Annotated in this window: 18 protein-coding genes; 2 read left to right on the forward strand and 16 right to left on the reverse strand. The window is 66.4% G+C overall.

Annotation, left to right across the window (positions count from 1 at the left end):
• Positions 1-3: 3 nt before the first annotated feature.
• On the reverse strand, positions 4-984 hold the full coding sequence (gene moaA / locus J7J08_RS07075; protein WP_214903219.1) for a GTP 3',8-cyclase MoaA: 981 nt from the start codon (positions 982-984) through the stop codon (positions 4-6).
• 181 nt (positions 985-1,165) lie between these two features.
• On the opposite strand from moaA, the gene J7J08_RS07080 reads away from it, so the two are divergent.
• The gene (locus J7J08_RS07080; protein WP_214903221.1) at positions 1,166-1,570 is read left to right on the forward strand and encodes a ribonucleotide reductase subunit alpha; all 405 of its coding nucleotides are present in this window, start codon (positions 1,166-1,168) and stop codon (positions 1,568-1,570) included.
• Here the strand turns inward: J7J08_RS07080 and J7J08_RS07085 are convergent.
• The 3 genes from J7J08_RS07085 to fusA form a co-directional block, all read right to left on the reverse strand.
• A complete protein-coding gene (locus J7J08_RS07085) occupies positions 1,564-1,896 on the reverse strand; it encodes a hypothetical protein (protein ID WP_214903223.1) in 333 nt (110 codons plus the stop codon). The two genes, J7J08_RS07080 and J7J08_RS07085, sit on opposite strands and share 7 nt — an antisense overlap.
• Positions 1,897-2,022: 126 nt before the next feature.
• Positions 2,023-2,952, reverse strand: coding sequence for a M14 family metallocarboxypeptidase (locus J7J08_RS07090; protein ID WP_214903225.1), 930 nt, complete (start codon positions 2,950-2,952; stop codon positions 2,023-2,025).
• A gap of 285 nt (positions 2,953-3,237) precedes the next feature.
• Positions 3,238-5,274 carry an elongation factor G gene (fusA, locus tag J7J08_RS07095; RefSeq protein ID WP_214903228.1) on the reverse strand — a complete coding sequence of 679 codons (2,037 nt, stop codon included), beginning with the start codon at positions 5,272-5,274 and terminating at the stop codon, positions 3,238-3,240.
• A 508-nt stretch (positions 5,275-5,782) separates the two neighbouring features.
• Between fusA and J7J08_RS07100 the strand changes: the two genes are divergently transcribed.
• A complete protein-coding gene (locus J7J08_RS07100; RefSeq protein ID WP_214903230.1) occupies positions 5,783-7,981 on the forward strand; it encodes a TonB-dependent siderophore receptor in 2,199 nt (732 codons plus the stop codon).
• An 87-nt stretch (positions 7,982-8,068) separates the two neighbouring features.
• Here J7J08_RS07100 and J7J08_RS07105 read toward each other — a convergent pair whose 3' ends face one another.
• The 12 genes from J7J08_RS07105 to J7J08_RS07160 all read right to left on the reverse strand — a co-directional run bounded on the left by J7J08_RS07105 (position 8,069) and on the right by J7J08_RS07160 (position 22,366).
• Positions 8,069-8,845, reverse strand: coding sequence for a heme ABC transporter ATP-binding protein (locus tag J7J08_RS07105; RefSeq protein ID WP_214903232.1), 777 nt, complete (start codon positions 8,843-8,845; stop codon positions 8,069-8,071).
• Positions 8,842-9,882: an iron ABC transporter permease gene (locus tag J7J08_RS07110; RefSeq protein ID WP_251006489.1), complete on the reverse strand. Its 1,041-nt coding sequence runs from the start codon at positions 9,880-9,882 to the stop codon at positions 8,842-8,844. The genes J7J08_RS07105 and J7J08_RS07110 overlap by 4 nt, the downstream gene beginning before the upstream one ends.
• Before the next feature lie 13 nt (positions 9,883-9,895).
• Positions 9,896-10,951 carry an ABC transporter substrate-binding protein gene (locus J7J08_RS07115; RefSeq protein WP_214903234.1) on the reverse strand — a complete coding sequence of 352 codons (1,056 nt, stop codon included), beginning with the start codon at positions 10,949-10,951 and terminating at the stop codon, positions 9,896-9,898.
• A gap of 52 nt (positions 10,952-11,003) precedes the next feature.
• Complete coding sequence (locus tag J7J08_RS07120; protein ID WP_214903236.1) at positions 11,004-12,386, reverse strand: ATP-binding protein; 1,383 nt, start codon at positions 12,384-12,386, stop codon at positions 11,004-11,006.
• A gap of 119 nt (positions 12,387-12,505) precedes the next feature.
• Complete coding sequence (locus J7J08_RS07125) at positions 12,506-13,441, reverse strand: alpha/beta hydrolase-fold protein (RefSeq protein ID WP_214903238.1); 936 nt, start codon at positions 13,439-13,441, stop codon at positions 12,506-12,508.
• Positions 13,442-13,656: 215 nt separating this feature from the next.
• Positions 13,657-13,833 carry a hypothetical protein gene (locus J7J08_RS07130; protein ID WP_214903240.1) on the reverse strand — a complete coding sequence of 59 codons (177 nt, stop codon included), beginning with the start codon at positions 13,831-13,833 and terminating at the stop codon, positions 13,657-13,659.
• 182 nt (positions 13,834-14,015) lie between these two features.
• Positions 14,016-15,206, reverse strand: coding sequence for a hypothetical protein (locus J7J08_RS07135; protein WP_214903243.1), 1,191 nt, complete (start codon positions 15,204-15,206; stop codon positions 14,016-14,018).
• A gap of 183 nt (positions 15,207-15,389) precedes the next feature.
• Entirely contained in the window at positions 15,390-16,694 is a 1,305-nt protein-coding gene (locus tag J7J08_RS07140) for a hypothetical protein (RefSeq protein WP_214903246.1), read from the reverse strand.
• Positions 16,625-19,168, reverse strand: coding sequence for a TcfC E-set like domain-containing protein (locus J7J08_RS07145; RefSeq protein WP_251006490.1), 2,544 nt, complete (start codon positions 19,166-19,168; stop codon positions 16,625-16,627). Before J7J08_RS07145 ends, J7J08_RS07140 begins: the two co-directional genes overlap by 70 nt.
• 93 nt (positions 19,169-19,261) lie before the next feature.
• Entirely contained in the window at positions 19,262-19,762 is a 501-nt protein-coding gene (locus J7J08_RS07150; protein WP_214903248.1) for a CS1 type fimbrial major subunit, read from the reverse strand.
• Positions 19,763-19,832: 70 nt separating this feature from the next.
• Positions 19,833-20,576, reverse strand: coding sequence for a CS1 fimbrial subunit B flags: Precursor (locus J7J08_RS07155; RefSeq protein ID WP_214903251.1), 744 nt, complete (start codon positions 20,574-20,576; stop codon positions 19,833-19,835).
• Positions 20,577-20,917: 341 nt separating this feature from the next.
• Positions 20,918-22,366: an amidohydrolase family protein gene (locus tag J7J08_RS07160; RefSeq protein ID WP_214903254.1), complete on the reverse strand. Its 1,449-nt coding sequence runs from the start codon at positions 22,364-22,366 to the stop codon at positions 20,918-20,920.
• Between the last annotated feature and the right edge of the window lie 33 nt (positions 22,367-22,399).

The raw sequence follows: 22,399 nt of genomic DNA on the forward strand, positions 1-22,399 counted from the left end.
TACTCATCCTCCAATGGATGCCAGGTTCGGGGTCAGGCCGGTCTGGCCCTGGTGCAGCCCATGCCCGGCCGCCTTGAGGCCAAGCTGGGTGGTGATCCGCGCAAGCAGTGCGTCGCGGTCGTCTTCGTGTTGCAGCAACGGCCGCAGTGGCACGCCGAACTCGCCGAACAGGCACAACCGCAGGTCACCGCGTGCGGTCACCCGCAACCGGTTGCAGCCCTGGCAGAAATCACGCGCATACGGCGCGATCACCCCAATGCTGCCGCGATGGTCGGGATGGGTGTATTCGCGTGCGGGGCCAGCATCGGCGGCCCGTGGGCGCAGCCGCCAACCGGCGGCCAGCAGCTGGTCCACCACCACGTCCGCGCGCAGGTGATGGCGCTCGAAGTACGCCGCGTTGTCACCGGTACGCATCAGCTCGATGAAGCGCACGCTCACCGGCCGGTCGCGCAGGAACGCCATCCAGGCGGGCAGCTCGTTGTCGTTGAGGCCACGCAGCAGCACCGCATTGAGCTTGATCGATTCCATCCCGAGCTCCTGTGCCAGCGCGATGCCCTGCAGGATTTCCGGCTGGCGGTCGTGCCCGGTAATGGCGTGGAAACGGTCGCGCTGCAGGCTGTCCATGCTGACGTTCAGCGCCGTCAGGCCCGCCCGGTGCCAGCCCGGCAGGCGGCGCGGCAGCAGCGTGCCATTGGTGGTGATGGCGATCTTGCGGATACCGGGCACGCCGGCCACGCGTGCGATGATCTGCTCAAGGTCCTTGCGCAGGCTGGGTTCACCGCCGGTCAGCCGGATCTTGTGCATGCCCAGCGTGGCGAAGGCGCGGACCAGCCGCACGATTTCGTCGACGTCCAGGAACGTGGGGCGACCGTCGGCCTGGTAACCATCAGGCAGGCAGTAACTGCAGCGGAAATTGCAGGCTTCGGTCAATGAGAGGCGCAGATACGGGAAGCGGCGACCGAAGCCGTCGGTGAGCTGGGTCATGGCATCCTCCTGTATTCAGGTACGTGCAATGGCGTACGTTGGCCTCGGTGCTTTCGATGGCGACCAGCCTACGAGCTGCCCTCCCACGCCGGTATGATTTAAATCAATGCGGCGCCATCCAACAGCCGGCTGCGTTGTGGCAGCATGCGGTTTCACTTGCTGCACGCGGATGACACTGCCCATGGCGTTGACCGACTTCGATGGCCTGCTGCAGGCCGCAGGCACCCAGCCCGAACCGCAACGGTTGCTGTTCGTCTTCGTACGTGCCGAACTGCCCGAGTCGCCCACCGCAGACCAGCACGCCCGCCACGCGCGGCGCGAAGGGGGCACGCTGGGTCCGGTGCTGTGCGTGGACAAGCTGCCGACCGAAGTCGCTTCGTTCCACGCGCTACAGGTTGAATCGGCAGATACGGGCATGGAGTGGGACCTGGTCTTCGTTGCCGCTTTGGACGGGCGTGCCGGGGTGGCCCCGTCCAGCGACGAAGCCGCGCAACCATTGCGTTTGATGGTCAACGCCATCAACGATGGGCAGGTAACCCGATTCGCCGCGTTCGACCGCGACGGGGAACCGGTCCAGTTCTACTGATTTACCAGCTCCAGCGTGAGGAAGAAGATCACCAGCACCGTGTTCAGGCCCCAGCCCACGGTCAGCCCGCGCGCCGCAACACCCAGGCCGGGCGTGCGTGCGGTCGGCGCCGCGCGCCAGACCGCCGGAATGATCCAGCCGGTGTAGAGCAGCAGCACCGCGAACAGGCCCAACACCAGCGCAACCTGCTGGCGTGCCAGCGCCCACAGTGCAACGGCCCAGAGCACGTTGCTCGGAATCACGCCCAGCAGCCAGAACACGCGCCACAGGCGGGTATGTCCGCCGGGATTGGCTCCCAATGAAGAGGTCGACGTTGCAGCGGTCATGATTCTCCCTGTGGTTCAGGTCACGCGATCAAAGTCGGGTGGAAACATGCGCTGCCAGAGTGCCCCCACGTGTGGGGCGCGTCAACCGTTGCCGAGGCGCGGGCCGCGGTAAAGCTGCCAGTAAAACTACTGGTTGCCGGTCGCTGCAAGGGCGAAGTCCAGCCCGGCGCGTATCGCCGCCACCTGTGCATCGTTGCACTGCACCGGTGTAGTGCGCGGGCTGTCCGGATACACTTCGGTGGTGGTGGCGAAGCGCGCGTTGGTGAAGCCGGCGCAGGCACCGATCGAACGCGATTCGCCCCAGACCACGCCCGGCGCCTGCAATGGCAGCCCAGCCAGGTTGCCGTGCGCATCGGCGGGTGCGATGTGGGTGATCGGTGCCACGGCGGTGATCAGGGCACGCTGGAAGGCCGGTTCGGGATTCTCGCTGTTGCCGATCACATAGAAGCCGTCTGGAATGGTTTCCGGGATCCATGGCCTGCCATCGCGCGACGCCAGCGCCGGATCGAATTCATGCGCGTCGCTGTCGGTGGTTTCGTGCAGGTCCAGGTGCACCAGCAGGCTGTCGTTGCGCGCGGCGATCCAGTTCATCAGCGAGGCCGATTCGACAATCCGGCCACCGTCACGGAAGCTGCGGTTGGGATCGATGGCATCGCGGTTCCAGCGCTGGATGCGTTCGTAGCCCCAAGGGCAGACGCAGGGTGCGACGATGAGGTTGATGCGGCCGGCGTACGCAGGGGCGTGGTCGTGCAGGAACTGCAGTGCCCCGTGCACGCCGCTGGTTTCGTAGCCGTGCACGCCGCCGGTGACCAGCGCGGTGGGAAGTGCCGGATTCCAATCGCGGGTCATGGCGAGCAACAGCGGGTAGGTGCCGGTGATGGATTCGAGCTGGCCGTATTGCACCACCTCCAGTGCATCGGGAAGCGCGTTCAGTGCGGCGACCACGTCGTCCGCATGGTTGCGTTGCACGATCTGGCGCGCGCGCCATGCCGCGCGTTCGGTATCGCCCCAGGGTTGGCCGGGGGTGCCGATGGGATGGAAATGGGGGGTGGTCATGGTGGGGCTCCTGAAGCGGATGCGGCCATTGTAAATCACACGTGCGCAGGGTCATGGCGGTGACACGCATGGCGATCTACGTGCGCAGGATCATGGCGTTGACACGCATGGCGACCTACGTGCGCAGGATCATGGCGTTGACACGCATGGCGTGTCACTACGATCTTTGGTCGCTCGGGGTGGGGGTCGAACGTGGATGTTGGGCTGCAGGGGGTGTAGGGACACGCCATGCGTGTCCGCGGGGCCGGCATTGCCGGCCCCGTTCCCATTCCTGACGGCATCGCGTCAAGCGGCCTGCACTTCCTCATACCCGTTGAAGCGCATGTCGCTCGATGCGCGCCCCTGGGTCAGCGAGCGCAGCGAGGTGGTGTAGCCGGACAACTGCGCCAACGGCGCGTAGCCCACCACTTCCGCACGGCCGCCCTGGTCCTCGATGGAGGCGATGCGGCCGCTGCGGCGGTTGAGGTCGCCCACCACGTCGCCGACATTCACCGACGGCACGTGGATGGCCACTTCCATCACCGGCTCAAGCAGCCGGGTGCCGGCCTGCAGCAGCGCGGCCTTCACCGCTTCGGCACCGGCCCGATGGAAGGCCAGATCGGACGAATCCTTGGCATGGGTCTGCCCGTCGACCAGCACCACCTCGATGCCCACCACCGGATGGCCACGCGGACCCTCCGACAGCGCGCCACGCACGCCTTTCTCCACCGCGGCCACGAACCCGCGCGGGATCACGCCGCCGACGGTGCGGTCGACGAAATGCACCTCGCCGTCCTCGCGTGGGCTGACCTCCAGCACCACCCGTGCGTACTGGCCCTGGCCGCCGGTCTGCTTGACCACCTTGCCTTCCACGCCCCGTACCGCCTGCTTCAGCGTTTCCTGGTAGGCCACCCGTGGCGCACCGGTTCGAACATTGACGTTCCATTCGGTGCGCAGCCGTTCGACCATCACCTCCAGGTGCAGCTCGCCCATGCCCCAGACCAGGGTTTCCCCGCTGTCCGCTTCGGTTTCGACGCGGAACGACGGATCTTCCTGGGCCAGGCTGGACAGGCCCTGCGCGATGCGGATCAGGTCAGCCGCCTTCTCCGCGGTCAACCGCCACGCCAGCACCGCGTGCTGCGCCTGGATCGCATCCAGCAGCAGCGGGCGCGAAGGCGCACTCAGCGTTTCACCGCTCACCGCATCCTTCCAGCCCAGTACCGCCACGATGTCACCGGCCACGGCCTGCTTGATGTCGTGGGTCTGGTCTGCCTGCACCCGCACCAGGCGGCTGACCCGGCGTCCCTGCGCATGCTGCGAACTGGCCAACGCATCGCCCACTTTGAGCGTGCCGGAGTACACCCGCACGAAGCTCAACGCACCGTGGTGCTGGTGCGTGATCTTGAACAGCAGCGCCGCCAGCGGACCGTCCGGGTCCGGCGGCAGGCTGACCTCGCCATTCTCCTCCGTGGCCACCACGGCCGGCCGATCTTCCGGCGCAGGAAGGTAATCCACGATGGCGTCGAGCAGGGTTTCAATGCCCTTGCTCTTGAAGGCCGCGCCCGCCAGCACCGGTACACCGGCACCCGCCAGCGTAGCCCGGCGCAACGCCGCGCGCAGCGCGTCTGCCTCCACGGCACTGCCGTCCAGCCAGACTTCGGCAAGCAGCTCGTCGTGGTCGGCAACCGATTCGACCAGCGCCGCGCGCCGCGGCTCCCACTCGCCGTGTTCGACGGTGGTCCATGCGGTGCGGGTCGGCGTGCCGGCCTCGTCCCACTGCACGGTGCTGCGTTCGACCAGGTCGATCCAGCCGTGGAACGTGCTTTCCGCGCCCAATGGCCAGCCGATCGCCCACGGCCGCGCCTGCAGCTTGTCCTGCAGCTGCGCCAGCACGCGTTCGAACGAGGCGCCGATGCGGTCCATCTTGTTGACGAACGCGATCAGCGGCACCCCATGACGACGGGCCTGGTGCCATACGGTTTCCGATTGTGGCTGCACGCCGTCCACGGCAGAGAACACCGCCACCGCGCCATCGAGCACGCGCAGCGAACGTTCGACTTCAATGGCGAAGTCGATATGCCCGGGCGTGTCGATCAGGGTCAGATGGTGGGTGGGCTCGCCACGCGGCGCCCAATGCGCCTGCACGGCGGCCGCGCCGATGGTGATGCCGCGCTCGCGCTCGATCGCCGAGAAGTCGGTGGTGGCCGCGCCATCGTGGACTTCGCCGACGCGATGGATCTCGCCGGTTTTCCACAGCAGGCGTTCGGTAAGCGTGGTCTTGCCGGCGTCGATGTGGGCAATGATGCCGAGGTTGCGCCGGAGGTGCGGGGTGTGGGTGTTCATGGTCTGGGTCTCGCTGCTGCCATCATCAGGAAGCCGCACGCCGCCGTTGGCTAACGGGCGTGCGGCCAGGTTTGGGGCTCGGCGATCTGGTGCATGGCACGTTCTCCTTCATGCGGTTGTAGAAACGAAAAGAGCGCCCGATGGGCGCTCTGTCTGGGGTCCTGCGGTGATCAGCAATCGATCACCCGCCAGAGGATCCGCGAGGCAGACGCGCCCGTCCCGCGAAAGCGCGGGTGCGAGTAAAAAACGTCAGGAGCGGCATCGGGTTCATGGCGGTGGTTGAAAGGATCTGGGGCGAATTCTAGACCTCTGATTCTGGCGTGCAAGCGGTTTTCAGCATCACCGGTGGAACACTGACGGCCATGGCCGCTGCATGACTGCATCACAGACAACAAACACCCCCCGATCCCGTCTTGTATATGCGAATAGGTCGCAATTGCATCCTTCGTGAAAGTCCCTAGAATACGCAGGCAACGTCGCATCGCGACATCCTCGACGCTGGCAGTACATGACCCCCTCCCCCGTTTCGTTCCGCCGGTTGCGTCCCAACCTGCTTGCCCTCGCCTGCTGCATCGCCAGCGCTGCCTCACCTGCCGCCTTCGCGCAGACCGCCACTGCCCTCGATGCGGTGCAGGTCAACGCCTACCGTGCCGCCAACAGCACCAGCGGCGCCACCAAGACCAACACCAGCATTGCCGAAACGCCGCAATCCATCGCCGTGGTGGAACGCGCCGAACTGGATGCGCGTGGCGTGCAGTCACTCAACGACGCCATGCGCTACGTGGCGGGCGTGAGCCTGGAGAGCAGCGGCATCGACAACCGCGTGGACGACTTCCGCATCCGCGGTTTCGACGCCGGCAGCTGGGCCAACAACGTAACCCTGGACGGCATGCGCGCACCGCAGGGCAGCCAGTGGAACCGCAGCATGTTCGACAGCTGGAACCTGGAACGGGTGGAGGTGCTCAAGGGCCCCTCCGCAGTGATGTACGGCCAGGTCGCGCCCGGCGGCATGGTCAACCAGGTCAGCAAGACCCCCACCCCGGACCAGCAGCCGCTGCTGCGCCTGGGCGTGGATGCCAACGGCCAGTACAGCGCGGCCTTCGATGTCGGCACCGGCACCGCCGACGACGCCCATCTGCTGCGCCTGGTCGGCCTGTACCGCGACGGCGACACCCAGATCAAGCACACCGCGCAGGAGCACTGGTTCCTCGCGCCGAGCTACACCTGGCAGATCGCCGAGCGCACCCGCCTCACCCTGCTGGGCATGTACCAGAAGGACGACGGCGGCTCGACCTACCAGTTCCTGCCCATGGCCGGCACGCTCAACGCCACGCCCTACGGCCACATGAAGAACAGCACCTTCATCGGCCAACCGGATTGGAACACCTTCGACCGCACGTTGTGGACGGCCGGCTGGATGTTCGAACACCAGTTCAACGACCACCTCACCCTGACCCAGAACGCCCGCCGTACGCACGTCGATTCGCTGTACCGCGGCGTGGTCACCTTTGGTGCACTCAATGCAGACGGCCGCACCCAGAACCGCCGCGGCGTGCAGGGCACCGGCGATTCCGATGGCGACACCTTCGACACCCGCCTGCAGGCGCGTTTCAGCACGGGCACGGTTGACCACACCGTCCTGCTGGGCTGGGACTGGCAGCGCGCAGACTGGGAAGGCGTACGCAGCGCGATGACCAACCCGCGCGCGATCGACATCTTCGACCCGGTCTATTACCCCTACCAGCCCACCGTCACCACCGAAACGCCCACCGCCGGCATCAACCGCCAGAGCGGTGCGTACCTGCAGGACCAGCTGGCCGCCGGCAACTGGCGCCTGACCCTGGGCGGCCGCTACGACTGGACCAAGGACGACACCCTGAGCGCCGCCCGGAACATCGCCACCGGCATCTCCCAGCCCGGCGCGCACAACGTGATCAAGAACGAAGCCTTCACCGGCCGTGCCGGCCTGCTGTACGTGTTCGAGAACGGACTGACCCCGTACGTGAGCTATGCCGAATCCTTCCAGCCCTCGACAAAATCCCCGCTCGACAGCTACGCCCGGACCGCGTTCGATCCGGTCACCGGTTCGCAGTGGGAAGCCGGCCTGAAGTACCAGCCCGCCAGCGTCGACGGGCTGGTTACCCTGGCCGTGTACGACCTGCGCCAGCGGGACATGATCGTCGACGATCCGGTGGCAACCCACCGCAACTGCGGCGCCACCGGCACCGCCACCTGCTCCATCCAGGGCGACGAAGGTCGCGTGCGCGGCATCGAACTGGAAGGCCGGATCACCCCCATCGGCGGCTTGAGCCTGATCGGCGCTGCCTCAAGGATGGACTCGGAAATGCTGACCTCGTCCGCCTACCGGGGCAGGCAGCTGGCCATGGTGCCGGACTACAGCGCCTCGTTCTGGGCCGACTACACCTTCCAGGACGGCGCCCTGCGCGGCGTGAGCCTGGCCGCCGGCGCGCGCTACAACGGGGTCAGCTACGGCGACAGCGCCAACCTGTACCGCATTCCGTCCTACACCCTGTTCGACGCGGCACTGCGCTACGACCTGGGCCGGTTCGGCAGCACCGACGTCAAGCTGGCGCTCAACGCCAGCAACCTGGCCGACAAGCGCTACGTCTCCACCTGCACCGGTGTCTCGTCCTGCTATTACGGCAGCGGCCGCACCGTCACGGCCACGGCAACCTTCGGCTGGTAGGGATGGGTAGCGTCGGTTCCCAAACGACGGCCGTAACGCACATCGGTGCGGTAACGCATGACCCAGGCCGAAGAGGGCCTTACCGCATCACCCGTTGGAGTCCGCCACCACCACCAGCGGCACATCGCGCTGCGGGTGCCGCAACACCAGCACCGGTTGCTGGTACACGCGTTCGATGTGATCGCGGGTCAACACCTGGTCGGGCGTGCCATCGGCGGCCACCCTGCCCTGCTCCAGCAGCACGATACGGTCGGCATAGCCTGCAGCCAGGTTCAGATCGTGCAGTACCACGATCACGCACGCGCCTGCGTCGGCCAACCCGCGCACCGCGCGCAGCGTGCGCTCCTGGTGGCGAAGGTCCAGCGCCGCGGTCGGCTCATCGAGCAGCAGCAACGGTGTGGCCTGGGTCAGTACCCGCGCGAAGGTAGATCGCGCCGCTTCGCCGCCGGACAGTGTCTGCACCTCGCGCGCGCGCAGGCCAGTCATTTCTGACTGGCCCAGCGCCTGCTCCACCAGCGCGGCATCGCACAGCGCATCGGCCGGGTGTGGCAGCCGCCCCATCGCCACGACTTCTTCCACCGTGAAGGCGAACCGCACCGCGTGGTCCTGCGGCATCACCGCGCGCTCGCGCGCCAGCGCCATCGCCTTCCACTGCGCGATGGGCTGGTCGTGCAGCACCACCTGCCCCGCGTCGGCCGCCAGGTCGCCACTGGCCACCGCCAGCAGGGTCGACTTTCCCGCCCCGTTCGGGCCGACCAGCGCGGTCAGCGTACCTGGGACGAAGCCCAGGTGGATGTCGTGCAGGATGGTGCGCTCCCCGAAGCGCACCGCCACCCCGTCCAGCTGAAGGAACGGCGCCGTCATACCGTGCCACTCCGGCGCTGGTGCAGCACCAGCCACAGGAAGAACGGTGCGCCCAATGCGGCCGAGAACAACCCCAGCGGAATCTCCGCCGGTGGATCCAGCGTGCGTGCGGCCGTATCGGCCACCACGATCAGCAGCGCGCCGGTCACCGCCGACACCGGCAGCAACCAGCGGTGCCCCGGGCCCACCAGCATGCGCACCACGTGCGGCACCACCAGCCCGACGAAGCCGATCGAGCCGGCAAACGCCACCGCCGCACCGACCAGCAGGGCACTGAAGGCGATCAGCTTCAACCGCGTGCGCTTCACGTCCAGCCCCAGGTGTTGCGCCTGGCGCTCCCCCAGCGCCAGCATGTCCAGCGGTATGGACATGCGCAGCAACGCCAACGTGCCCAGCACGAACACCGGCAGCGCCGCCGCCACATCGGCCCAGTCCGCCTGGGCCAGCGAGCCCATCTGCCAGAACACCAGCGACTGCAGTTCGCTTTCGCTGGCGATGTAGGTCAGGAAACCGATGGCCGCCGAGCAGAACGCCGCCATCGCAATACCCACCAGCAGCAACGTGGCCGTGCCGCTGTTGCGCCCCGGCCGCGCCAGCGCGTAGGTCAGGCTGATCGCCGCCGCACCGCCGGCGAACGCCGCCAGCGGCAGTGTCCAGCCGCCCACGCTGCCGGCGCCCAGTACGATGGCCGCCACCGCGCCGAGTGATGCGCCCTGGGTCACCCCCACGATGCCCGGGTCGGCCAGCGGATTACCGAACAGCCCCTGCAGGCTGGCACCGGCCATGGCCAGCGACGCGCCCACCAGCGCGCCCAGCAGCGCACGTGGAATGCGCAGGTTCCAGACCACCGCCATGTCGCGCTGGCTCACCTGCGAGGGGTCGAGCATACCCAGCTTGACCGCCACCGCCTGCACTACCTCCAGCGGTGGCAGGCGCAGTGGCCCGACCGCGAACGAAGCCAGGATCGCGCCCAGCAGTGCCAGCGCCATCATCGCCAGCACCCATCCGCCCGCACGTCGGCGCGTAGTGCGTTCCATCACGGCGTCATGCTCACGGTGAGGGCACCGCCGCCAACGCCTTGGCCAACGCCACCGCGCCGCTGCCCGAACCGATGCTGGCCGCCTTCAACTGCACGTCCGGCATCACCCACACGCGGTTGGCCGCCCCCGCCGGGGTCTGCTTCAAGGTCGGGTAAGCCTTCCACAGTCCTGTCTCGCCCCCGAACAGCTGCAGATCGTTTTCGGTCACCAGAATGACCTCCGGTGCCGCCGCCACCACGCCTTCATTGCTGAGCGCGGAGTAATTGGCTACGCCGGCTTCGGTGCCGATGTTGACGCCGCCGGCCAACCCGATCAGCGTGCCGGACGCACTGTCGGCACCCGCCACGGTAGGCGCGCCGCCGGCGCCGGTAGCCGAAAGATGGATCACCCGCGGATGCACCCTGCTGGCCGCCGCAATCGCCGCTGCCTCATCCAGCTGCGCCTGCACCTGTGCGGCCAGCGCATTGCCCGCCTCCGCCACGCCCAGCGCGGCCGCCACCTTGCGCACCTTGTCCGGCGCCGGCTGCAGGTCGTCGATCACCACGGCGGCCTCGCCCGCACCACGCAGCTTCTTCGCCAGTTCGGCATGCCGGCGCAGGCTGTTGCCCAGGAACAGCGTACCTTCCAGGCTGAGCACGCCTTCCACGCCGGTGGTGCGGTTGAACAGGAACTGCTTGGGCGCCTTGCGCCCGGCTTCCGTCGCCGAACGCAGCGGTGCTGCATACACCTGGCCGCCCATGCCGAACGCTTCGATCACCGCGATCACATCGTCGCCGCCGGCCACGATGCGCGAGGCGTCGTTCACCGTTACCTGTTCGCCGTCATCGGAGGCCACCGTCACCGGCAACACCGGGGTCAGGTTGCCGCTGGACGGCACGTCGGTGCCCGCGAGGTGCAGCCAGCCGGCCGGCAGCGCGGCAGGCGAAGACGCACCCGCTGCGTCGGCGGCCTGCGCCGCGACAGCGCCAGCTGCCGCCGTATCTGCAGGCTTGCCGCCGCAACCCGCAAGCGCGGCCGCCAGGGCCAGCACCAGCACGCCACGGGGCGCAGTCAGTGAACTCGACATGTACTACTCCAGTGAGGTGCGCGCGGGGCCGGTGCCCGGCGCGCAAGGTGCATCAGCGGCGGGTCGGGGTGATGCGGGTGATGCGGTCACCCTTCGGATCTTCCGCGCCGCGCGACTTGTTGACCGCGAACACGTTGCCCTTGCCGTCCTCGCGGACGTGGTTCGGGAAGGTGCCACCGTCCATGTTGCCAACCACCGCGCCGTCGCCATCCACCACGGTCACCGTACCGGCGCCCCGATTGGTCACGTACGCCAGCCCGGACACCGGTTCGAACGCCACGTTCAGTGCGCCCGCACCCACCGGCACGTCGTGCAGCACCTTGCCACTGGCCACGTCGACGATGAGCAGGTTGTCGGTACCCTGCGAGGCGACATACAGGCGGTTCCGTTTCGCATCGAATGCCACGCCCGAGGCGCTGATCGCGTTGCCCAGGTCGATGACCTTGTCCACCTTGCCGCTGGCCACGTCGATCACGGCCGCTTCGGGCGTGCCGATGCTCACCGTGAACAGCTTGCCACTGGCTTCATCCAGCACCAGGCTCATCGGCACGAACTTTTCATCGTCCACGCCCGATGCCAGGGTGATCGGCTCCAGTGCCGTGAAGGTCTTCGCATCGAACACCGACAGGTGGTCCTCACCGGCGGCCGAAGCAAACACCTTGCCGCGCTGCGCATCCACCACCACATCGCGTGCGTGCGGCACCGCGCCGACCGGGAACTGATGCACCAGCGACAGGTCCGACTGGCGATACACCGCCACCGTGTCCTGGCGGGTGTTGCTCACCCAGACGTTGCCGTTGGCATCGTCCACGCCAACGCCATACACCGCGAACACGCTGCCGCCCTTCGCATCGGGTACCTGTGCCGGGGTGATCGCCTTGACCACCTTCAGCGTCTTCGGGTCGACCTTGAGCAGCTGCGACTGGGTTACCGGCGGGCGGCCGACAGCCGACGTCACGTACAGCGCGTTGCTGCCTGCGCTGTAGGCGCTCTGGTACAAACCCTGGACCAGCTTGCCGGAGGTCTGCTGGAACGCCTGCTGCCCACTCAGCGGTAGGTACGGCGATACCCGCAGGGCCACGACAGTGGCGGCGGCCGGCTGGCTGGCACGCACCACGACCGGATGCTGGCCGGGCACGGCGTCGGCGGGCACCTGCACGCTGGCCTTGAAAGTGCCCTGCGCGTCGACCACCACCGGGGTGGCGTTGAGCACGGTCTCGCCGCGCAGCAGGGTCACCTGCTGGCCCGGTACGAACGCACGGCCGGTGACTTCAGCGGTACTGCCCGGAATCACGTTTTCGTTACGGGCACTGACCTTGCCACGGAAGCCGTTGGCCGGCGCATCGAACACCGGCTGCGCGGACACCGCACCGATGACCAGCGACAGGGCCAGGGCCAATGCGGCAACGCGCGGGAGGGACATCATTCGGGACATAGCAGACTCCTTCTGTAGGGGCGCGCCAATGGCGCGTGTCACAAGGGTTGCCTTGGCGTGGACGCATCGCTGCGACGGTGGCATGGCGCCACACACTGCCTGGGTAAGGGAAAAACGGTTCAATCGGCGCTCGCGTCGGTCGCTGGCGTCCCGCTGGCGGCGTTGCGGTCGGTCACACCGTACAAGGCAGCCAGCGTGGCCTTGAGCGATGCGGGCAACATCGGGCCATGGCCAAGACCGGGAAATTCACGGTAGGTCACGTTCAGGCCCGGCACATCTGCCAGGCGCCCGCTCAGCGCATGCGACGCATCCGGCGTGGCGCCTGCGATGCGACGCAGGTGTGCGACCACGCGCGGGTTGCTCATGTCACGCGCACCGCGATTGCCGGTGCGTTCATCGCCCCCGAGCATCAGCCATACCTTCGCCGGTGCCGGATGGGCGATGAAGCCCTGCTCCATCGTGCCTTGCGGCGCGCCCTGGCTCCACCACAGCGAGGGGCTGGCGCTGACGTACTGCTGAAAGGCAGTCGGCTGGGTGTACAGGGTGCTGAGCACGAACAGGCCGCCCAGCGAATGGCCCCAGAGCGATTGCTGCTGCGTATCCACGCGGGCGCGGCGTTCCACCTCGGGCTTGATGCGCTGCTGGATGACATCCAGGAACGCCTTGGCGCCACCGCCACTGGACCGCGACGTGCCGTTCTCATCATCGGCGGTGTCCACCCAGGCGGTGTAGTCCAGCGTACGCGCAGGCGAATCAATGCGCAGGTCGTTGTCGTAGCCAATGAACACCAATACCGGCGCGGCATGCGCGGCCAGGTCGCTCAGCAGCGCCTGGTCGAACACCATCGCCGCTGCATTGCCGTCCAGCATGTACAGCACCGGCGCCGGCGTGGCCGCGTTGCGGGTAGGCACACCGACGTTGATGCGCCAGCGGCGTGCCGGCTCGCCGCTTTCAATCACGAAACGCTCGAAGCGATAGCGCTGCGCCGGTTGGTCCAGGACGGTCTCGCCGACCTTCTGCAACGGGTTGCGTTGCTGCGCCCCAGCCGTCGACATCGCAACCACACCCAAGGCCGCTGCGGCACCGACGGTGCGCAACCACGGGGAGAAAACAGGAATCAGGCTGGAAAGCACGGCGGGCACGACTCAACGCAAGGCGATCGCCCCAGTGTACCGCAAATGCGAATGGGTATCACTTGCCTCGTGAATGGCGCGCATACGAAGAGTCCGGCCATGTGGCCGGACTCCGGTTATTCCGTTGGTGCAGGCGCTTATTCTTCTTCGTCCTGCTGGCCACCCTGCTGGTTGCGCTCGTTCTTCTGGTTCGGGTCCTGCTGTTGCTGCTGGCCCTGGCGCTGCTTGTCCTGCTGGTCTTTCTGGTTCTGCTGGTTCTGTTGGCCCTGTTGCGGGTTCTGTTGACCCTGCTGCGGATTCTGCTGGTTACCCATCACGTATCTCCGGTAGTCGGCGTCGAAAGCGATGCCGGTGATTCCACCCTAGGGGTCGGTCCGTTATCACCGCGTACGTGGATGCAAGCCCACGTACACGTATCACGCATCTGGGTAAACAGTTCACAACGCCGCTGGCGGCAGTCACACTGCTGTAGCAAAGCGATGCGGACCGCGCAGCCTTACGGATCAGCGTCGAATATCACGGTGACGTCACCCCGGTAATGACTGCCGGGATGGTCCAACATCTCCTTGACCGCATCGCCTTTGACCGCGAAATGCAGCTGCGAAGGACGGCGGATAACTAATACATCCGTAGTGAACACCGGTGGCGCCATGGTCGTGGTCAAGGGCAACCCCACTGCGTCCGCGCCGGTTGCTGCCACCCGGAATCCCGGCAGCGACAAGGCAATATCCAGCGGAGCATCCTCCGCCGCTTCGGTCATGTTGCGGATCGCACAGCGGCCATCCGGCAACGGGTACTGGCATTGCAGCGACACGCTGAACTGGCCCGAGCTGCTCACGGTGAACGGCAATTCGCGCTCCAGCATCTTGGGCACGATGCCGTGGTCGCTCCATTGCGTCCAACCGCCTCGGGGTGCCAGCACCGCACGGTCGCTGCCCGGCGGCAGTTCAAGCTCGAAAGGATGATGGACATCCAACTCGAAATGTATGTTCACCACGTTGTCGTCCAGCGTGACGCCGTTGCCCAGGTCGAAGTCCGCCCCCTCGTCCGTGCCGCCAACGCGGAACGCAGTCACACCACGATACACGCCACTGGGCATCCCCAGCGGAGCTGGCGTGGTCAGCTTGTAGGTGAAATCGAACTCGGTCATGAGGTAGTTGTTGGTATTCAGCCAATGCAGAGCACAGGCGACCACGCCCTCTCCACCGTCGCGGCGCAGGAACATCCGCATGACCGTGCGATTCAAGGCGTTGGTATTCTTCAAACCCAGGTTGCAGTTGTTGGGGTTCCCTACCGAGGCCGGCTCCCGCGGTCCGTCGCGGTCCTCATCCACCAGACGCATCGCCGCACCGATGATGTTGAAGCCAAGGTCGAAACTGTGTTTACCATCATCGGAAGTGACATTTACGGTACGGGCCGGTGGCATGCCAATATAGAATCCGTTCGGACCGTAGTTGGTTTCACGGATGCCATCCTTGGTACCACGGATCTTGGTGTCGATGCTCCACCAGTTGTTGTTGATGCAGGCCTGCTGGTGCGTACCCACGCACACGCCCGACCATGGCGTGGTATTGACGAATTCACGCTTGTTGGGATCAAGGGTGCTCGGCTTGAACTCGGCGGTGATATGAATGTCGGCCGCATGGACACCACCGACAGCGGCGGCCAGCGCCAGCGCACACAGCACCTGGCGCAGGCGAACCGGCGCAGCGGTGGAAAGGAGGTTGCGGATCATGGCATTGCTCCAGCAGGCGCAGCCAACGAAGACTGCGCGGTCAGGCCGGTCGGCGGGCACTGCAGAATGCCGGCCAGCCAGGGGTCGCCCTGTGGGCATGTGGGGGTGCTGCACGGTGGTGCACGCTTCGCTGCCTCAAGGATCCGCGTCGAATATCACGGTGACGTCACCCCGGTAATGACTGCCAGGGTGGTCCAGCATCTCCTTGACCGCATCGCCTTTGACCGCGAAATGCAGCTGCGAAGGTTGGCGGATGAACAGCACATCCGCGGTGAACACCGGTGGCTCCATGGTCGTGGTCAAAGGCAGCCCGACCGCGTTTGCGCCCTTTGCCTCCACCTGGAATCCCGGTAGTGACAAGGCAATGTCCAATGGCGCATCGTCCGCCGCTTCGGTCATGTTGCGGATCGCGCAGCGTCCATCGGGGAGCGGATACTGGCATTGCAGCGACACGCTGAACTGGCCCGAACTGCTCACGGTGAACGGCAGCTCGCGCTCCAGCATCTTCGGCACGATGCCGTGGTCGCTCCACTGGGTCCAGCCGCCGCGGGGTGCCAGCACCGCACGGTCGCTGCCCGGCGGCAGTTCAAGCTCGAAAGGATGGTGGACATCCAGCTCGAAGTGCACGTTGACAATGTTGTCATCCAGCGTGACGCCGTTGCCCAGGTCGAAGTCGGCACCCTCACCCGTACCGCCCACCCGGAAGGTGGTCATGCCGCGATACACCCCGGAAGGCATTCCCAGTGGCTGGGGCGTGGTGAGCTTGTAGGTGAAGTCGAACTCGGTCATCAGGTAGTTGTTGGTGGTAATCCAGTGCAGCGCGCAGGCGACCACGCCCTCACCGCCGTCGCGACGCAGGAACATGCGCATGGCGCTGCGGTTATTGGCGCCGACATTCTTCAATCCAAGATTGCAGTTGTTCGGATTACCGTTCGATGCTGGCTCGAAGGGGCCGTCGCGATCCTCATCGACCAATCGCATCGCGGCGCCGATGATATTGAAGCCCAGGTCGAAGGTATTCCTGCCATCATCGGACACGACGGTCACGGTGCGCGGCGCCGGCATGCCGATGTAGAACCCGTTCGGCGTCCAGCCGGCCTCGCGAATTGCATCCTTTTTGCCACGGATCTTGGTATCGATACTCCACCAGTTGTTGTGGATGCAGGCCGCCTGATGCGTTCCGTAGCACACGCCGGACCACGGCGTGGTGTTCACGAACTCGCGCTTGTTGGGATCGAGGGTGCTCGGCTTGAACTCGGCGGTAATAAGAATGTCGGCGGCGTTGGCAGCGCCGGCACCGGCGACAAGCGCCAGCGCGCACAGCGCCTGGCGCAGGCGAACCGGCACGGCGATGGAAAGGAGATCACGGATCATGGCATTGCTCCAGCAGCGGACGCAGTAGAGGTCGATTGCGCAGTGGCCAGGACGGCCGGCGGGCATTGCAGAATGCCGGCCAGCCAGGTGTCGCCCTGCGGGCGCGTGGTGGTGCCGTCGAGCTGGAAGCTGCAGCCGGCTACCTTGGGGTGGCGCACTTCCAGCGTGGGTGTGCGCGCACTCATTTCCAGCGTGAAGAAGCCATCGGCTTCGGCAACGCTGCGGCCTGCGTGGTTGATCACATGCGCGCCGGCCAGTGGCTGGCCAGCGGCGTCCTTCAGATGGCCCATCACGGTGAAGGTGCTGAGCACCTCAACCTTGCCGTAGGCCACCCCGCCCTTGTTGAGGTGGTAATCCAGGGTGGCCGGCTGGATCGTCGCCGCCGGCGCTGCACGCCCATGGAAATCGATCTGCAGCGCGCCGTTGCGGTAGGCAGTGACCGGCAGGAAGTTGCGGCCCGGCTGCAGCACGTACGAACCGCCACGGCTGTCGTGCGCGCGCAGCTCGACATCGCCCAGCTCGGAACTCACGTCCACGATCATGCCGGTATCGGTGCTGCTCACCTGCCCGGCGCCGGCAATGGCCAGCTTGCCGCCGCCCACCGCCATGGTGCTTTCCAGGTTCAGACCGCCACTGAGCTGCCCGCCCAGCGAGGAGCGCTGGGCATGCATGTCGCCCCGCAGCGCCGGGTGCTCGAACTGCGCATTCGCGCTCAGGCCGAGCCCATCGCTATCCAGCGTGGCCTGGCCCGCCACCCCACGCAGCAGCCCCTCGTCGAAGTTCTGCTGTGCACCGGCACTGGCGTACAGGCTGCGCCCGCCGTCGGTGGCGGTACGGCTGCCGAGGCTGCCGTTGTAGCGGCGACCTTCCTGGCCGAGCGCGATGTTCAGGGTGAAATCAACGCCGCGATTGCGGCGGCTGCCGCTGCTCACGTTGGCCGGGCGGTCGAACACCGCTGCGCGCCAGGTGGCATCGCTGCCAAACAGGGTCTGGCGGCGACTGAACGACAGGTCCAGGCCGACGCCATTACTCACCCCAGAGTGATGCGACACGCGCGCGGCCACATGGCTGCTGTCGCCCAGGCGGTGGTTGACGCTCAGCGCACTGGTCTGCAACCAGCCGGACCGGGTCTCCGGCAGCGGGCGATCCGGGACCAGCGGGAACTGATCATCGCCGGGACGGCGACGCTCCTGCCAGCTGCGGTTGTGCGAGACGATCACGCTGCCGTGGCGGTAGCGCCACAGCCCCTGCAGGTCCACGCCGTTGCCACTGTCGCTGGTGTAGGCATTGGTGTAAAGGTTGGCACTGTCGTTGATCTGCCAGTCCAGCGACCCGGCGATCGCATTCTCGCCGTCCAGGTGCTGTGCAGACAGGCCAACCACCGCACGCGGGTGCGCGAGGTAGTTGACGATGCCGCCCGCCGCGAATTTGCCCGCGTTGGGGTCCTCGATGCTGTCCAGCAGGGTGTGCTGCATGCCGGCGAACGCGCTGTAGCGCCAACGGCGGCTGGGGTCGCGCCAGTTGCTCGGCTTGTGGATCACCGCGGTTTCGCGCGAGCTCTCGCGGCCGTCCTCGATCACCCGCAGTTCGACCTCGTAAATGCCGCCCGGCAGGCGCCGGGTGTCGAGCTCCTGCAGACCCGCCTGCAACGGCTGGGTAAGAATCAGGCTGCCATCGCGGAACACCTCCACGGTGCCTTCACGGTTGGCGGTCAGGTAAACCGGGTACAGGCTGGGGGCGCGCGTATCGATGGCCAGGCTGTCCGATGAACCGGCCATCACGCCGATGGTCGTGTGGCTGACCGATCCCGACGCACGCGGCTGGCGCGTCACGCCCTGGAAGTTCGGCAGGAAGTAGCCGGCGCGCAGGAAGTTGTCGCGGAATTCGCGCTGGGCATACAGACTCTGCACCGAATGGCGCAGTTCGCCTTCTTCGTCGCCGCTGCGGTCGACCTGGTAGTTGCCCACCAGCGTCCACTGGCCCAGGCTGCCCTGCGCGTCCACGGCGTAACGGCCGGCTGCATCCATGCCCTCGCCCGCATAGGCGTTGAGCTGGTGGCGCAGGATCAACCCACGGCTGCCGCCCTCGGGCAATGCGTGATGGCGCTGCTCCTCCGCCGCGTCGCCGCCACGGTCGGTGGCGATGGACAGCAGCGAACTTTCGAGGCTGTAATGCAGCTGCACCAGGCCCGCGTCGCAGGCCTGGCTGCAGGCGCCCAACGGGCGCGGCGTGGCAAGCACCTTCAGCCAGCGCTCGCGTTCGGCGGCCGGCTGGGTGCTGTCGTTGCTGTCGGTGAATTCCAGCAGCGACAAGGTGTTTTCGCGCGAGAGCACGGCCCGGGCATCGCCCAGGTAGTGTCCGTCACGCTCGACGCGGACCACCAGGGGTACGTCGAAGAAGTGGTCACGGAAGTCATCGGGCAAGCCCCCCGCCTGATCGAGCAGGGTGAGGCTTTCCAGGGCCGCAGGCGCAGCCTGCACTACTGCACTGCTGCAATAGAGCATTACGGCGGTGGCGATGGGAAGCAGACGCGGTGACATGGCCATTCCTGTGTATGAAAGAGGGGCGCGTGAGCGCCCCTCCTGTGGCAGCCGGGGCTGCCGGGGTAAACACGTGCGCAGATGCGCGCGGGGTTACGGGGTGCCGCTTTCGTACATCATGAAAACGCTGCCCTGGAAGTTGCCCTGCGGGTAACCTTCCTCGCCTGCATCGGCAGCAGTGATGGTCACGGCGGCGCGCTTGCTGGCCGCGGCTTCGGTGGCGGTGGCCACTTCAACCGCATTGGCGGCACCGACCAGCAGGTCCTGGCCGGCAACGTTGACGGTCAGGTCGATGATGTTGCCGGCGCTGGTCAGCATGGCGTCGGTGGTGAGGTAGGCGTTGATGGCGCCCAGCCCGCTCTTCATGTCGAGCTGCTGCTGGATCGGATCAAGGCGCTGGGTGGCGATGTTCCAGCGCATGTTCTGGGTCTGGCCGGCCCAGTTGCCGACCGGCGAGATCTGCAGGCCGGTGGCCGACGGAACGATAGCTTCAACGGTGACCTGCAGCGGGAACTGCTCGGTGGCGGCCATGGCCGCGGCAGGGGTGAGGATCAGGGCGGCAGCAGCAGCCAGGATGGTGGTCTTGAAGTTCATTGCAATACATCTCCGAGGTGGGAACATGTCGCCTGGAGTCCGGCGACGGGACTGTGGTTCCAAGCGGAACCTAGGGGTTGAGCTGAACGTCCTTGCGGTCGTTCCCCTCAACGATCTGGAAGCGGTGCAGGTGCTCCGCACTGCGCGTGAAGCGTTCGGTACGTTGCGGCAGCAGGTGGACCTTTCGCGACGGCGAGCATTTGGCCGCCTTGTCCTGCGTACTGCACTGGCGGATGTCGTCCAGGATCACCGTGGTATTGCCCGCGTTGCGCAGCTGCACGTACCCATCATGGGTTTCGGTCTGCACGTCGTAGCGGGTCTGGTCGGGGTGCACGATCACGAACACGCCGTAGCCGGTCAGCACGTTGACGCCGGCCGACAGTTCCTTGCGGTACTCGTCGCGCTGCGCATCGGTCAGCGCGAATTCGTCCTCGGACTGCGGGAGGACGGGCACGAAGCGCACACGGTAGTAGCGCTCGGCGCTGCGGTCGCCCTGTACCAGCAGGCGCGTGGCCTGCTGCCCTTGGGCGGGAACGATCAGCCGCGATGGGCTGGCGATCAGCCCCGCGTCGGTGCCGGTGACCGGCACCTCATGGTGGCTGCCATCCGCGGCATACCGCACTTCGGTGATCTGCACGCGCACGAACGCCGTGGCATCGCCGGTGTTGCGCACGCGCTTGAGCAGCGCGCCCTTGCCGGGCTCGGCATATTCGTACATTGCCCCCACGTGAATGTTTGGCGCAGCGGCGTGCGCAGTACCCTGCGCGCCGGTCATTGCCAGCACCAATGCCATGGCGGTCATCAAACGCTTCATCGAAGATGCTCCTATGATTGACTGGGTGAATGTTCTGGCCAGTTGTCATAACTGCCCCGAATCGAGTGCGCAGGTTAGGCGTCACCCCCATGTCGTTACATGCAACTTTCTTCAAACGTCTCTGCAATTTGTTGCAAGATCGATTGACATGGTGATCGTTAAGATCAATTGGCATTGCCGCGCCAAATGAGGTGCGCAGCTTAGGCAGCCGTGTCATGTCGTTACATGCAAGATTCCTCAATCGCCACTGCAACTTCTTGTATTGGCGACAGAAACAAAAACGCCCCGCAAAGGCGGGGCGTCCAGGGACCATCACACGAATATCGCGTCAGGACATGCTGTCAGGGCCCGGCTGCCTCCTGCCACGCCGCCACCTTTTCCCGCGTCGCTGCCAGCAGCGCATCCAATGCCTTGCGGTCGTATACCTGCCCCCGCAGCACTACGGCATTGATCGCACGCGTGGCCTGGATGTCCTGCAGCGGATTGGCATCCAGCAGCACCAGATCCGCTGCCTTGCCCTCGGCGATGCCGCCATAACGGTCCAGCGTGCCGAACCACGACGGGCCAGCCCGGGTAGCCGACGACAGCGCCTGCGCCGGCGTTAGGCCTTCCTTCACGAACAGGCTGAGCTCGTCGTGCAGACCGATGCCCGGATAATTGAACGAATTGAGGAAACCCGCGTCGGTGCCGGCCATGATGGTCACACCTGCCTGCTGCAGCATCGGGAGAACGGCCGCCACCTGGTGGTACTGCTGGTGGCGTTCGGCGATCTGCGCCGGGCTGGCCTTGGCAGCACGCTCCACGCGCCACTGGTAGGTGGCCTGCAGCCTCGGACCGATGTAAGCCAGGTACGGATCGTTGGCGTGGTCGTCCTGGTCGAGGAAGTCGAGGATGCGGCCCCCGTTGAGCGTCGGCGTCACATATACGCCCTTCGCCGCGAATCCACGGTAGGCCGCCATCGCCGTCTCACGGTCAAAGCCGGCATCGAGGCGGCGATTGGCCTCGGCACGGTCAATGCGCTTGGCGGCGAAATCGGCGGCAATGGTCGCCTCGTCCTTGACGCCAGCCTTGTACGCGTAATCCAGGTGCTCGATCGAACTGATTCCGGCATCCACGGCCTGCTGCACGGTCAGCGCCATCGGAATGTGGCCCGATGCCCGCAGGCCGTTGGCACGCGCGCCGCTGACCGCCGCCAGGAACAGCGGCGGGGTCAAGGTGCTGTCGGTGATCTTGACGAAGTCGACACTGTCGCGCTTGAGCTGCTGCAGCGCGCCCTCCAGGTCGGCCTGGCTCCCAACTTCAAGCGTGCCCTTCCAGACCGGCTTGATACCTTCGATCTTGGCGCCGGAACTGAACAGCTGCGGACCCTCCAGGCTGCCATCGGCGATCTGCCCGCGCCATTGCAGCACCTGTGCCGGCAAGTCGCCGGAGCAGTCGCGGATGGTGGTGATGCCATGGGCGATGTACAGCGGCAGCAGGGCCTTGTTTTCCTCGACCAGCGCCGGGCCACCGCCGAAATGCACATGCATGTCCCACAGGCCCGGAATGAGGAAGCGGCCCTTGCCATCGATGCGCTGCGGTGCGCTCCGGGCGTTTGCGATGGCGCGGTCATCCCCCACCGCGACGATATCGCTGCCGCGCACCACCACCGCCTGGTCGGCATGGGTGGTGGCATGCTCGACATCGACCACGGTGGCGTGGCGGATGATGAGGTCGGCCTGTTCGGCGGCCAAGGCAGAGGGGGCCAGTGCAAGCAGCACCGGGAACGCAGACAGCAACATGGGTTTCATGGCAACGGCACGACGTGAAAGACCTCCGTACCA

The organism is Stenotrophomonas sp. ISL-67 (assembly GCF_018612915.1).
Lineage (GTDB): Bacteria > Pseudomonadota > Gammaproteobacteria > Xanthomonadales > Xanthomonadaceae > Stenotrophomonas.

Excerpts from the sequence above, each read along its gene's own strand:
- moaA (WP_214903219.1), bottom strand. The coding sequence starts at position 984 with ATGACCCAGCTCACCGACGGCTTCGGTCGCCGCTTCCCGTATCTGCGC.
- J7J08_RS07080 (WP_214903221.1), top strand. The coding sequence starts at position 1,166 with ATGGCGTTGACCGACTTCGATGGCCTGCTGCAGGCCGCAGGCACCCAG.
- J7J08_RS07085 (WP_214903223.1), bottom strand. The coding sequence starts at position 1,896 with ATGACCGCTGCAACGTCGACCTCTTCATTGGGAGCCAATCCCGGCGGA.
- J7J08_RS07090 (WP_214903225.1), bottom strand. The coding sequence starts at position 2,952 with ATGACCACCCCCCATTTCCATCCCATCGGCACCCCCGGCCAACCCTGG.
- fusA (WP_214903228.1), bottom strand. The coding sequence starts at position 5,274 with ATGAACACCCACACCCCGCACCTCCGGCGCAACCTCGGCATCATTGCC.
- J7J08_RS07100 (WP_214903230.1), top strand. The coding sequence starts at position 5,783 with ATGACCCCCTCCCCCGTTTCGTTCCGCCGGTTGCGTCCCAACCTGCTT.
- J7J08_RS07105 (WP_214903232.1), bottom strand. The coding sequence starts at position 8,845 with ATGACGGCGCCGTTCCTTCAGCTGGACGGGGTGGCGGTGCGCTTCGGG.
- J7J08_RS07110 (WP_251006489.1), bottom strand. The coding sequence starts at position 9,882 with ATGGAACGCACTACGCGCCGACGTGCGGGCGGATGGGTGCTGGCGATG.
- J7J08_RS07115 (WP_214903234.1), bottom strand. The coding sequence starts at position 10,951 with ATGTCGAGTTCACTGACTGCGCCCCGTGGCGTGCTGGTGCTGGCCCTG.
- J7J08_RS07120 (WP_214903236.1), bottom strand. The coding sequence starts at position 12,386 with ATGTCCCGAATGATGTCCCTCCCGCGCGTTGCCGCATTGGCCCTGGCC.
- J7J08_RS07125 (WP_214903238.1), bottom strand. The coding sequence starts at position 13,441 with ATGTCGACGGCTGGGGCGCAGCAACGCAACCCGTTGCAGAAGGTCGGC.
- J7J08_RS07130 (WP_214903240.1), bottom strand. The coding sequence starts at position 13,833 with ATGGGTAACCAGCAGAATCCGCAGCAGGGTCAACAGAACCCGCAACAG.
- J7J08_RS07140 (WP_214903246.1), bottom strand. The coding sequence starts at position 16,694 with ATGCCCGCCGGCCGTCCTGGCCACTGCGCAATCGACCTCTACTGCGTC.
- J7J08_RS07145 (WP_251006490.1), bottom strand. The coding sequence starts at position 19,168 with ATGTCACCGCGTCTGCTTCCCATCGCCACCGCCGTAATGCTCTATTGC.
- J7J08_RS07150 (WP_214903248.1), bottom strand. The coding sequence starts at position 19,762 with ATGAACTTCAAGACCACCATCCTGGCTGCTGCTGCCGCCCTGATCCTC.
- J7J08_RS07155 (WP_214903251.1), bottom strand. The coding sequence starts at position 20,576 with ATGAAGCGTTTGATGACCGCCATGGCATTGGTGCTGGCAATGACCGGC.
- J7J08_RS07160 (WP_214903254.1), bottom strand. The coding sequence starts at position 22,366 with ATGAAACCCATGTTGCTGTCTGCGTTCCCGGTGCTGCTTGCACTGGCC.